Origin of the sequence: Rhodococcus sp. T9N, assembly GCF_024436645.1 — a bacterium.
GTDB lineage: Bacteria > Actinomycetota > Actinomycetes > Mycobacteriales > Mycobacteriaceae > Rhodococcus_F > Rhodococcus_F qingshengii.
In genome coordinates this window covers 1-12342 of record NZ_JAMSKS010000044.1, presented here as the reverse complement: position 1 = coordinate 12342, position 12342 = coordinate 1, and the positions used below count along the sequence as shown (strand labels likewise).

The window sequence follows — 12342 nt, the reverse complement described above, 5'->3', positions numbered from 1 at the left end:
AAAACACCCCACCATCACCTGAAAGTACCTTCGCCGGCCCCGACTTCGAGCGAACAGCACTTTCGTCGCCCCAGATCGACCCAACGCACCGTTCACACCATCAGGGGCGGGCACGCCGCCGACTCACCACCGCGTCCGGGATCGAGTGAACGGCACTCTCACCCTCTTGGACGAGGGGAACGGTACGTTCACACCATCACTGAAAAGTGTGCGCGCACCACAGGTCTCGTCAGTCGAAGGTCAATCTCGACACCAACCTGCCACGGAACCCGTCGAGCGTGGCTAGGCTCGGAAGAGGTGCCCCGTGTGATCGGGCCCACCTCACCTGTGCACGCGTGATGACTACGGAGGCTTCGATGACCGATATTCTCGACCGCACCAAAATCTATGTTGATGGCGCCTGGATCGAATCCACTGGCAGCGGTCGGATCGACGTTCTCAATCCGGCTACCGAAGAGCTGATAGGAACTGTCGCCGAAGGCACTGTCGAAGATGTCGATGCGGCCGCGAAGGCAGCACGAAAGGCTTTCCCCGCTTGGTCTGCACTATCCGGCGGCGAGCGAGCCGAATATCTTTCCAAAGCCGCGGCGATTATTGCCGAACGTACCGATGATCTTGCGGCGCTGGTTTCGCAGGATATGGGCATGCCGATCGGATTCGCGAAGCCCGTGCAAATCGGAATGCCGCTCGCGAATTTGAATGCATTTGCCGAATTGGCTCGCACTTATGATTTCGACGCTCACGAGGTCGGGAATTCGCTGATTGTTCGCGAACCTGCGGGTGTTGTCGGCGCGATCACTCCCTGGAACTTCCCGCTCCACCAAGTTGTCTTGAAGGTTGGCGGTGCGCTCGCGGCGGGCTGCACCGTGGTTCTCAAGCCCACCGAGGTTGCGCCACTCATCACGTACGCTCTCGCTGACATCTTCGACGAAATTGGTTTGCCTGCAGGTGTATTCAACCTGGTAAGTGGCTACGGCCCGGTAGTGGGTGAAGCCATCGCCGGCCACCCGGAAGTCGACATGGTCTCCTTCACCGGGTCGACTCGGGCAGGCAAGCGAGTGGCCATCGTCGCCGCGGACACCATCAAGAAGGTCTCGCTCGAGCTGGGTGGCAAGTCGGCGAACGTCATTCTCGACGACGCCGATCTCGAAAAGGCTGTCACGGACGGCGTCGCAAAGTGCTTCATCAACTCGGGCCAGACCTGTTCGGCGCTGACGCGTATGTTGGTTCCCGCGGAGAAGGTGGATGAGGCAGCGGCAATTGCTGCTGCGGTCGCCGCTCATTTCCCGGTAGGTGATCCGACTCAGCCGACTTCGGTGCTTGGTCCTCTGGTGAACGCGAATCAGCTGGGACGCGTTCGCGGATACATCGAGAAGGGTGTGTCGGAAGGTGCCACCGCAGTTGTCGACGGTCGCGAAACCGGTCTGGCCAGTGGATATTTCGTCGGTCCGACGGTGTTCGCGAACGTGACCGAAGACATGACCATTGCGCGCGAGGAGATCTTCGGACCGGTCCTCTCGATCATGGGCTACAAAGACGAGGCCGACGCAGTGCGGATCGCCAACGGCACCGAGTACGGACTGGCCGGTGGCGTTTGGTCAGGTGACCCCGATCGCGCGGATCGCGTCGCGCGGCAACTGCGTGCCGGGCAGGTCGAGGTGAACGGCGGCGCCTTCAACACGAATGCTCCGTTCGGTGGGTACAAGCAGTCGGGCGTCGGGCGCGAGGCCGGCACGTTCGGGCTCGAAGAGTTCCTCGAGATCAAGGCGATTCAGAGATAGTTTGTTCGAGAATGGCGATGCTCCCGTACCAAGTGCGGGAGCATCGCCATTTTTGTACCCGGATCAGGACTTGGCGGCATCCAAATGCTGAGCCGAGATGTTCGCCAGATGTGTCAGGTCCGAGGCCACGGTCGCGAACGTGTAGCCCTCCCCGAGCCGTTGTGCCGCAACCTGACCGGAAGGTGTGTGGATTCCCGCAGCGACTCCGCTGACGGCGGCAGCTTCGCGCACCCTGGTGAGCGCTGATTCGAATTCCTCGGCGACGTCCGGATCGTTGGAGTGCTTACCTCCGACGGCGATTCGTAGGTCGGACGGCCCGACGTACACGCCGTCCAATCCGGGCACTGCGCAGATCTCTTCGACGTTCGCCAGACCCTGTGGGGTCTCGATCATCGCAAATACAACGGTGTCGCGGTTCGCGTCGGCGGGAACGGGGCCGATACGGAGTTGCGAGCGCATGGGTCCGTAGGAGCGGATGCCGAAAGGCGGATACTTGGCGGCTGCCACGGCGGCCGCTGCCTCTTCGGCGTTGTTGATCAGCGGAACGATGACGCCCACAGCGCCCGCGTCGAGTGCACGGCCGATGGGCGTCGGATTGTTTGCCTCGACGCGCACCATCCCGACGGTGGACGGTGACGAGTCGATGGCGGTGAGCCCGGCGACCATCCCCGAATAGCCGATCAGGCCGTGCTGCATGTCGAGGGCAATGTAGTCCCAGCCGACGTGCGCGATCCATTCGGTCGAGATCGGGCTGTCGATGACGGACCAATATCCGAGTATGCGTTCGCGTCCTCGGATGCGTGCGGCGAATTCCTGTGCTGACATAGTGAAGAACTCTTCCTGATGAAGGTCGGGTGTTTCAGCGGTTGTAGTTGGGCATGGGGCCTCGTAGGGCGGCACCGACGAGATCACACTCTTCGACGGTCGAGGCGTCGAGTGGACCTCGCCCGATGGCCGCGATATTGGATTCGAGGTGCGTTACTTTGGATCCTCCGAGGAGCAGCGATCCGGCGACGGGCTTGCTGACCAGCCAGCGCAACGCAAGCTCGGTCAGGGAGATGCCCGACTGCTCTGCGATTGCCGTCAGTTGAGCGATCGCGTCGAATATCTGTGTGTTCCAGTATCGCTCCTTGTACATCGACGCAAGACGTGAGTCGCCGAATCGGCCGTCGGCGGGACTTTCGTCGAAGGTGTGGCGCCCCGTGAGCAGGCCCCCACCGAGTGGGTTGTAGACCATGGTGGTCAGTCCGGTCACGTCCGCGAATTCTGCGTATTCTTCTTCGATGCGACGCGCGAGCAAGTTGTAGAGCTGCTGTGCGACGATCGGTCGGGGAGCTCCGACTGTGTCTGCGGTGTAGTTGATTTCACTGATTTGCCACGCTGCGAAGTTGGATACGCCGAGTGTGCGGATCTTGCCCTCGGCAACCAGTTCCGCGACGGTGGTGAGAGTTTCGGTCAGCGTGACGGTTCGGTCCGGCTGATGGAGATAGAACAGGTCGACGTAGTCCGTGTCGAGTCTGCGCAGGCTTCCTTCGACGCTTGCTCGGAGCCCCTCTGTCGAGAGTGGGCTGTTGTCGCCGGCATCGGGATGCGGCATTCCCGCTTTGGTGGCGAGAGTGACGGAATCGCGTCGGCCGTGGAGCAGCTTTGCCAGCATGCGCTCGGACTCGCCGCCCGCATAGCCGTTGGCCGTGTCGATGTGAGAGATACCGGCGCCTAGTGCTGCGTCGAGCATCGATCCGGCGCCCGATATGTCGACCGTGTCTCCGAATGTCATGGTGCCGAGCACCAGTTTCGGAAGCTCGAGTGGGGCGGTCATCAGGCAACTCCTCGTGATTCGGTCTGCTTGGCTAGCAAGTTCTTGGACAGGGCTGCCACCACGTGGCGTGGTTTGATGCCGACCATGGTGGTGGGATCTAGAGCAGCGCCTCGTAGTGCGCGGGTGTACGGCTCGCGCGGACTGGCGAGAACTGTGTCTGTGGAACCGGATTCGACGATGGTTCCTTTCGACATCACGACTACGGTCTCGCTGATTTCTCGGACGACGCCCAAGTTGTGTGAGATGAAAACGTACGTCAGACCGGTATCGGCCTGAATTTCACGTAGGAGCTCGAGTACCTGCGCTTGCACCGACACGTCGAGAGCGCTGGTCGCTTCGTCGCAGACCAGGATCTCGGGTCCGCTGGCAAGTGCACGAGCAATTCCGATGCGCTGACGTTGGCCTCCTGAGAACTCCGCCGGACGCCGGTGTAGTGCCGAGCTGGGCAAGCCAACGCGATCGACGAGTTCTGCTGCTGCCTTTGCGCGTTCAGACTTGCTCCGAACACCTTTGAGGCGCAGTGGTTCTCCGATGATGTCCTCGGCAGTCAGATGAGGGTCGAGCGATCCGTACGGATCTTGGAACACCATTTGAACGCGAGAGCGGTAGGGGCGCAGCGACTTCTCCGACATCTGCGCGATGTCATTGCCGTCGACGAGAATGCGTCCACTGGTCGGTGTGAGGAGTCGGACGATCGATCGAGCGATGGTCGACTTGCCACATCCGGATTCGCCGACGATGGCCAAGGTCTTGCCCTTTTCCACCGAGAAGCTCACAGCATCCACGGCTCGGAAAACTCCGTCGGGAACCGGATACTCGACCACGAGATCTTCGACGGCGAGAAGTGGCGTTTCGTGGCGGGTCATGCCGAGGCTCCGATCTGTGTTGAACGGGCGGGGTCGCCGTCCCAAGGCCCCAGTTGAGGTATGGCGTCGAGAAGCTTTTGTGTGTAGGCGCTTTGCGGTGAGTCGACGAGAACGTCGGCACTACCGGTCTCCACAAAACGTCCGTCCTTCATCACGTAGATGCGATCGGAGACCAACCGCGCAACTCCGAGATCGTGAGTGATGACCAGCATTCCGATCCCGGTGCGCTCCTGCAACTCGAGCAATAGATCCAGAATCCCGGCCTGAACGGTTACGTCCAGTGCGCTGGTGGGTTCGTCGGCCACGATCAGTTCGGGGCCGGCAGCAAGAGCGCCGGCGATCAGGACGCGCTGCAACATTCCACCCGACAGTTGATGCGGGTACTTGTCGAGTTGCTGATCCGGATACGGAATGCGTACCTGCTCGAGCAGTTGCACTGCCCGCTCGATTTGTTGCTTCTTCGCGGTCACACCGCTGTGGCGCACTGCTTCTCGAAGTTGGCTGCCGATGGTGTGGACGGGACTCAGAGCCGTCATCGGGTCCTGGGGGATGAGCGCGATGTGTTTTCCGCGAATATCGTTCAGGATCTTCGTGTTTCCGAGAATGTCCTGACCCTTGAACACGGCTTTCCCGGAAAGAACCGCAAGATCGTCCGGAAGCAGTCCGAGAATCCCCATGGCTGTCGTCGACTTTCCGGAGCCGGATTCACCGATGATGGTGACGGTTTCACCGGCGTCGATGCAGAAGGACACGCCGTCGACGGCTCGGATGACGCCGTTCGCCGTGACAAGTTCGATCTGGAGATCGTCGACCCGTAGTAGATTTCCCATGTCTCACGCCTTCGCTTTCTGGGCGCTGCCACGCCCGAACAGGCTTGCGCCCAGTCGTTTCGAACCTGCAGGACGATCGCGCAGACCATCGCCGAGTAGGTTCACTCCGACGACCAGCAGCACGATCATCAGACCGGTCAACGTGACGATCCACCATGACGTGGTGATGTAGTCCTGGCCGTCGGCGATGATTCGTCCCCAGGTAGCGAATGGACGTTGCGGTCCGGCGCCGAGGTAGCTCAACGAACTTTCCAGCAGTACGGCCTGCGCGAGCAGCAGCAGGACGACGAGCGATGCCTGCTTGACGATGTTGGGAATGACGTGACGAAGCAGGATGGCCATGCGGGTAAGTCCGAGGACTCGAGCTGCAGCTACGTAAGGCTTTTCGCGTTCGACGAGTACCAATGAGCGAGTCAACCGTGCGACTTCGGGCCACTGTGCGATCGCGATGACAAACGTGATGACGGGAATGGACGGGCCGAACAGCGCAACAACGAGAAGCAGCATCATCAGCAGAGGCAGAGAAAGCTGTGCTTCGAGTAGGCGGGAGATCACGGTGTCGACCCAACCACCGAAGTACCCCGCGGCGGATCCGGCGACGATGCCGATGACGCCGGAGACGATCACGGCGAGAATACCGATCGTCAGAGACACCTGGCCGCCGTGCAGGATCCGTGAGAGCAGATCTCGTCCCAACTGATCGGTGCCGAACAGATGGCCGTCGGTGAGGGGCGGTAGCCGTCGACTGCTCAGGTTGGTCTGGTTCGGATCTGCAAGGGGGAGCAGCCCGGCCAATGCAACAGGAAGAATCACCAGGAGCGCGCAGATCGAGCCGGCCCAGATCTTGACTCGGCTGTCTCGCTTACGGCGCGTGGCTCCGGCGCGTGCGAAGTCTGCCTCGGTGACCGCGCTGGCGCGTGGAGTTGTTGGAGGTTCCAAGACGGTAGTCATCAGTTGGCGCCCTTTCCGAGTCGCACGCGTGGATCCAGGAGGGGGTAGAGGAGGTCCACTGCCAGTTGCACGAGCACTGCGAGAACCGCGGTGACAAGTACGGTGGCCTGGATGAGCGGGTAGTCGCGAGTCTCGAGTGCGCGGACCACCAGCGAGCCGACACCAGGCCAGGCGAACACGACCTCGACCACCACGACGCCGTTCAGCATTCCGGCAAATCTGGTGCCCAGCGCGGTGACGATCGGAATCGCCGAATTGCGCATCGCATATCGCCAGGTGAGTTCGCGTTCCGATACTCCGCGAGAACGTGCGACCGTGATGTACGGAGAAGCGAAGGCCGAGACCATTTCGCGTCGAACCATCCGGGAGATCAACGCGATCTGAAGGATGGCGATGGTGACGGTAGGCAGGATCAACGACGGCCATGTGGTGAAACCGGCTGCCGGGAGTACTGGGATCAAGACCGCGAAGATCGTCACCAGCATCAGGCCGCTCCAGAACTCCGGCATGGACTGCCCGCCGACGGCTACGACGTTCGCACCGAGTTCACGTCTGGTGTCCGCGTGACGGGCCATCCACACGCCCAGCGGAATCGAGAGCACGGCGGTCAACAGAATGGAGCTGACGGCAAGGGTGATGGTGTACGGGAGACGGCCGAGGACAACGTCCATGGCCGGCGCCTGGAACGAGTACGACGTGCCGAGATTCAGGTGGACGAGGTCCCACAGGTAGATCAGGTATTGGGAGAACACCGACTTGTCCAAGCCCATGTCAGCACGGATCTGTGCGAGATCCTCGGTGCTGGCCAGCGGTCCGGCCAAGGCGTAGGCAGGATCGCCGGGTGCCATTCGGATCAGGACGAACACTGTTGTGAGCGTGAGGAAGATCGTCAAGGCGCTCTGTGCCAGACGTTTGAGCACGTATTTGACGGTCGGGTTGATCCGTGTGCGTCGACGCGGAGAGATTCCGAGAGCGGTTTGCGGTTTCGGAGCGGTGAGAGTCATCGCCTCAGGCCTCCAATCGGACGGCGCCGAGGTCGTAGGAGTTGATTGGGGTCAGTGAAACATTTTGTACACGAGTGCGTTTCGCAAGGAGTGCGTTGGGTACGAAGCTCCACAGGCAAGGCCAGGTGTTCCAGATGTCTTGTTGTGCGGCGTCGAGTAGAGCGGCGCGCTTGGTCGGGTCTGGTTCACTGGACGCGGCTTGGATCTTCGCGGTGATTTCGGGGAAGACGTACCCGTGATAGGTGTCGCGAGTTGCTTCCTTCTCCGCTGTGCCGGCGTACATCCCCTGCAACGTGGTCAGTGCAAGTCCGGTCTGGTTGCCGTAGCCGTTGCCCAGCACATCCCAGTCGCCGGTCTTGCCCTGGCGCCAGGACGAGATGTCACCGCCCGGTTCGAACTGCTGGAGTTTGACGCGTACTCCCACGGCCTTCATCATTTCGAGTACCGATTCCATCACCGAGACGTCGTTGGTGAACTCTCCGGTTTCCCAGATGAAGGTGAGTTCGAGGTCGTCGGCGCCTTCGGCCTCGAGCATTTGCCGCGCTTTCCGTGGATCATATTGGTAAGTGCCGGTTTTCACGGCTCCGTCCAAGGTCGACGGTGCGGGGCCGGTGGCCGGGACTGCGGAACCGATCAGCACGTCCCGAGCGAGTGACTCACCGTCGATGGCATACGTGAGAGCTTCTCGGACACGCGGATTGGACAGTGGGTGATCGGCGGGCTTGCGGAAGTTGAAGAACAGTTGGTTGATGCGTGTGCTCGGTACTGTGTCCACCTGGACACCAGGCAGATCGGCGAGTTGTTCGGCGGAATCGGGACTGATCGAGTCGATGACGTCGACCTCGCCGCTCCGAAGCGCGACGACGCGGCCGGCCTCTTCGGGAATGAAGCGGACCTGAACACGACGAACGCCGGGGGCCGGGCCCCAGTAGTTGTCATTGGCGACAAGTGTGTAATCGCCGGTGCCCCGGTTCGATTCGCTGACGACGAACGGTCCCGACCCGATTCCGCTCTGCAGTTCGTTGGGTTCGTTGGCAGCGGCCGGGGTGATCAAGATGTTGGACATGAGCGAGTCCAGAACCGGCACCGGGGAATTCGTCCGAAGGATGAAGGTGCGATCGTCGATGGGGACGACCGTCGGCCACTCGGGGAACTGCGGTGCGACAAACGATCCGCTGACCTGCTGGTACATCTGCATTGCCGTCGTGACGTCGTCGATCAGCACAGGTGTGCCGTCGGAGTAACGGATGCCCTCGCGGAGTCGAACCGTCCACTCGGTCGGGCCGGTCGATTCGAACCTGTCAGCGAGAACGAGTTGCGGTGTCAGATTGTCGCCGATCCGGGTGAGACCTTGTCTGACGCCACGTTGAGCCGTGACTGCTGCGTCGAATTGATTGAGTTTGTTGTCGAGGCTGACGAGCGAGCGGTTGAGCCCGAGCACCAGGGTGTCCTGTGTCGGTTTCCCGGTAGGGCCGGCGCACGCGGCAGTCGTGCCCAGAAGCGTTGCGCCACCGATCAGCCCGGTGAACTGCAGAAAGGATCGCCGGGAGAGCTGTGGTGTTCGCAAACGAGTATTGGTCATCGGTGACCTTTCGATCCTGACGGGGCAGCGTGGGGGCGACGCTCCGAGCGGACTGTTGGTGAACAATCGCGTCGGGCTCTCGCTTGTAACTCAGCTCACAATGGCACTGTTGCGCACTTCGCGCAAGTCCCGTAACTTCGATTGCGTACTTCGCGCATCGGTTGCGATGCTGTGCATACTCGATTCAGACCGAAAGGGGGTCGAGGAATTCGATGAAACCACTGGTAATCATCGCTGATGATCTTTCCGGAGCAGCGGAGTCGGCCGCAGGATTTCTGCTCCGCAGTTCGGGCATATCGCTTCGGCTCGGCCCAGATGCGCCCGACGGATCAGGAGTGACGGTTTTCGATCTGCACTCACGGCGATCCGACCCCGCCAGAGCCTCTCGGGACGTGAGATCAGTTCTGCAATCGTCTGACGGCTCCGAGATCGTCAAGAAGATCGATTCCCTGCTCAGGGGCAACATAGCAGCGGAGGTTGGAGAACTCTCCCGCGACGGATCTCCGGTCATCGTCGCCGCCGGACTGCCCAGACAAGGGCGCACGGTGCAAGACGGCGTGGTGTTGGTCGATGGGGTTGCGTTGCACTCCACTGACCTGTGGCGCGCGGAGTCGAAGCCGACTCCTCGGTCGATTGCAGAGGCGCTCGGCCCGTCGGCAATCACTTCTGGCGTATCGCTGGATGACATTCGCTCCGGGCGTTTGAGCCAGGTTCTTGCGTCGATCTCAGAAGCCGGGTCGGTGGCGATCTGCGACGTCGAGACCGAGAGTGATCTGGAACTGATTGTGGCTGCAGCACAGGAGGTTCGGGGTTCTCGATTGGTAGGAACCTCGGCGCTCGCGATGGCAGTGGCACGACGAAGAACCGTGCAGACACCCGTCGCGTGCCCATCTCTTCGTGTTTCTCGATTTACCTTGGTCGTCGTGGGGACGGCGGATGCGTCTGCCGGGGACCAAGTGGCATTGCTTCGGGATTCAGGGGCGCACCATATCGAAGTGAACAGTGCTGAGCTGCTGGCGCATTCGGTCGATCCGCTTCCGATTCTGAACGCACTGGATCGCGGAAACGTCGTGGTTTCGGTAAGTGGACCTGTCGTGCCTGCAGAATCCGTCCACCTCGTTTCGGCTCTCGCCGATCTGATCGCTGCCGTCGATGCAGGATTCTCCCACGACGATTACCCGATCGACCTGGTACTTACCGGTGGCGAAACCGCGCGCAGCGTTCTCGACCGCCTGCGGGTCGACACGCTGTCACCGATTTACGAAATCGAACACGGCGCCGTACTTTCCGTCGATCGAACCGGACGGTACATCGTCACGCGGCCAGGCAGTTTCGGGAATGCACACAGTCTCTTCTCCATAACGAAGTTTCTCGCGCAACCCACCCCGGTCGCCGCTCCGGACAGTCCGCCTTCAGTTACTCCTTCAGACAACGAGGTCAATCCCATGTCAATCGAATCCACTCCACTGCCGCTGATTGCTGTCACGATGGGCGACGGCGCCGGCGTCGGACCGGAAGTGATCGTCCCCGCACTCCTCGACGGTGAAACGAGAAAGCGTTGCCGCCCTGTTGTTGTCGGCGACGCGAAGCGATTGCGATTGGCTGCCACGGTGCTCCGAATCGACGTCGACGTGGTCGCGATCGAGGAGATCAAGGATGCTGAATTCATCGATGGACGGATCAACGTCATCGACCTGGACTTGCTACCCGAGGATCTCGCCTGGGGTGAACTGTCGGCAGTCGCGGGAGATGCGGCCTATCAATATATCCGCGTCGCAAGCGAACTCGCCGTACGCGGTGAAGTCCAGTCGATCTGCACGGCGCCGCTGAACAAGGAAGCGCTGCATGCGGCAGGACACATCTATCCCGGACACACGGAATTGCTTGCGCACCTGACCGGTACCGAGGAGGTGTCGATGATGTTGTCGACCCCCAAGCTCAAGGTGATTCACGTGACCACTCACATCGGACTGCTCGATGCAGTTGCCAGGATCGAGCCCGGCCTGGTCGAGAGGACCATTCGTCGAGGTCACGAAGCTTTGGTGCGCACGGGCAATCCATCTCCGAAAATCGGCGTGTGCGGGATCAACCCGCATGCGGGGGAGAACGGGCTTTTCGGGTACGGAGAGGAAGAGCAGAAGATCATTCCCGCCGTTGAACTCTTGAAGGCAGAAGGAATCGACGTCCACGGCCCACTGCCGGCGGACACGGCATTCTTCCTCGCTGGACGTGGGGACTACGACTTGATCGTTGCGATGTACCACGATCAGGGGCACGGCCCGGTCAAGGTTCTCGGGATCGAGGCCGGCGTCAACATCACCGTCGGGTTACCTGTCATCCGTACCTCCGTCGATCACGGAACCGCTTTCGACATTGCAGGTAAGGGCATTGCCGAGGCCGGTAGTATGGTCGAAGCGCTGCGGCAGGCGGCCGAATTGGCAACCAGCACATTCGTTTCCAAGTAAGAACCACGGTTTGTAGGGGGAGGAGCGATGGCCATCCGGGAGTCGGAGGCGAGGCGGTCGGAGATTGCGAGGCTCGCTCGCACCAGCGGTCTGGCCAGTGTCGAGGATCTGTCTGCCCAATTCGGGGTGACTGCATCCACGATTCGTCGCGACCTGAGTCAGTTGACTGCCCAGGGAGTAATTGCTCGAACGTACGGCGGGGCGATTGCTCTCAACCCTCATCCGGAATCCTCCTTGCGTCAACGCGCAATGGAGGGATTCGACGCCAAACGGGGCATCGCCGAATGGGCTGCTGAGCAGGTTCGGCCCGGGGAAACCGTACTTCTTGATGCAGGTACCACCGTCGGAGCGATGGGAGAGTTCTTACGTCACGTGACGAATTTGACGGTGATCGCTGCAGGGCTGACGGCGCTCGAGGCGTTAGCCGACGCTGATGGCGTTCGAGTCGAATGTCTCGGCGGGACGCTGCGGCAGCTCAGTCAAGGATTCGTCGGGCCACTGGCGGAAGCGTCGCTGCAGCGGGTGTCGTTTGACAAGGCATTCCTCGGTGCCGATGCAGTTACGGCTGACCTGGGTATTTGTGAAGCTGAGCTCGATCAGACCCGGCTCAAGGAAATGATGATCGAACGTGCCGGCGAGGTCTACATCCTCGCCCACTCCGCCAAGCTCGGTGAACGTCCTTTCCATGCGTGGGCGCCGATACCGCCGGGGGCCGTGCTGGTTACCGATGCTGCAGTAGACGCAAAGCAAGTCGCGTTGTTCGAGGATGCAGGTATCCGAGTCCAAGTGGTGTGAGTTCCCGCTGCGTGCCGATCCGGGCACGGTGTCCGGCGTCACATGATGTCCGAATTCGTGAAAATCGACTGAAATGGGCAATCTTGCTGGGGAAATGGATACCTCTGAGTCTCTGACCTGTGGATTTGTCAAAGACTTCACCGGACGCGTAACTTATTCCAAGTCAGAGCGACACGGACACCGACTCCCGCTTCACGGCGAGTGACACGAGGTTGTACGAAGTGCCTGACCAAATTTCGAAGTAGTTTC

At 60.9% G+C, this 12342-nt stretch carries 10 protein-coding genes; 3 read left to right on the top strand and 7 right to left on the bottom strand.

The features are described from left to right. Positions 1-356 precede the first annotated feature (356 nt). Positions 357-1781, top strand: a complete 1425-nt coding sequence (locus M1L53_RS32630; RefSeq protein ID WP_007732506.1) for an aldehyde dehydrogenase family protein — start codon at positions 357-359, stop codon at positions 1779-1781. Between the two features lie 63 nt (positions 1782-1844). Here M1L53_RS32630 and M1L53_RS32625 read toward each other — a convergent pair whose 3' ends face one another. Genes M1L53_RS32625 through M1L53_RS32595 form a run of 7 tightly spaced genes read right to left on the bottom strand, consistent with a single transcriptional unit; the run spans position 1845 to position 8833 of the window. Beyond that, positions 1845-2606 carry an HpcH/HpaI aldolase/citrate lyase family protein gene (locus M1L53_RS32625; RefSeq protein WP_007732505.1) on the bottom strand — a complete coding sequence of 254 codons (762 nt, stop codon included), beginning with the start codon at positions 2604-2606 and terminating at the stop codon, positions 1845-1847. Positions 2607-2640: 34 nt separating this feature from the next. Next, positions 2641-3600 (bottom strand): aldo/keto reductase, encoded by a 960-nt coding sequence (locus tag M1L53_RS32620; RefSeq protein ID WP_042926594.1) that lies wholly within the window; start codon positions 3598-3600, stop codon positions 2641-2643. Further along, positions 3600-4466, bottom strand: a complete 867-nt coding sequence (locus tag M1L53_RS32615; RefSeq protein WP_007732503.1) for an ATP-binding cassette domain-containing protein — start codon at positions 4464-4466, stop codon at positions 3600-3602. The genes M1L53_RS32620 and M1L53_RS32615 overlap by 1 nt, the downstream gene beginning before the upstream one ends. Continuing rightward, on the bottom strand, positions 4463-5296 hold the full coding sequence (locus tag M1L53_RS32610; protein WP_007732500.1) for an ABC transporter ATP-binding protein: 834 nt from the start codon (positions 5294-5296) through the stop codon (positions 4463-4465). Before M1L53_RS32610 ends, M1L53_RS32615 begins: the two co-directional genes overlap by 4 nt. 3 nt (positions 5297-5299) lie before the next feature. Continuing rightward, positions 5300-6247, bottom strand: a complete 948-nt coding sequence (locus M1L53_RS32605; RefSeq protein WP_003941426.1) for an ABC transporter permease — start codon at positions 6245-6247, stop codon at positions 5300-5302. Then, positions 6247-7251: an ABC transporter permease gene (locus tag M1L53_RS32600; protein ID WP_007732496.1), complete on the bottom strand. Its 1005-nt coding sequence runs from the start codon at positions 7249-7251 to the stop codon at positions 6247-6249. The genes M1L53_RS32605 and M1L53_RS32600 overlap by 1 nt, the downstream gene beginning before the upstream one ends. A 4-nt stretch (positions 7252-7255) precedes the next feature. Further along, positions 7256-8833 carry an ABC transporter substrate-binding protein gene (locus M1L53_RS32595; RefSeq protein ID WP_007732494.1) on the bottom strand — a complete coding sequence of 526 codons (1578 nt, stop codon included), beginning with the start codon at positions 8831-8833 and terminating at the stop codon, positions 7256-7258. A 212-nt stretch (positions 8834-9045) separates the two neighbouring features. Here M1L53_RS32595 and pdxA point away from each other — a divergent pair, with 212 nt between their 5' ends. Beyond that, positions 9046-11298, top strand: coding sequence for a 4-hydroxythreonine-4-phosphate dehydrogenase PdxA (pdxA, locus tag M1L53_RS32590; protein WP_054186507.1), 2253 nt, complete (start codon positions 9046-9048; stop codon positions 11296-11298). A gap of 27 nt (positions 11299-11325) precedes the next feature. Then, positions 11326-12093, top strand: a complete 768-nt coding sequence (locus M1L53_RS32585) for a DeoR/GlpR family DNA-binding transcription regulator (protein WP_003941419.1) — start codon at positions 11326-11328, stop codon at positions 12091-12093. Positions 12094-12342 lie beyond the last annotated feature (249 nt).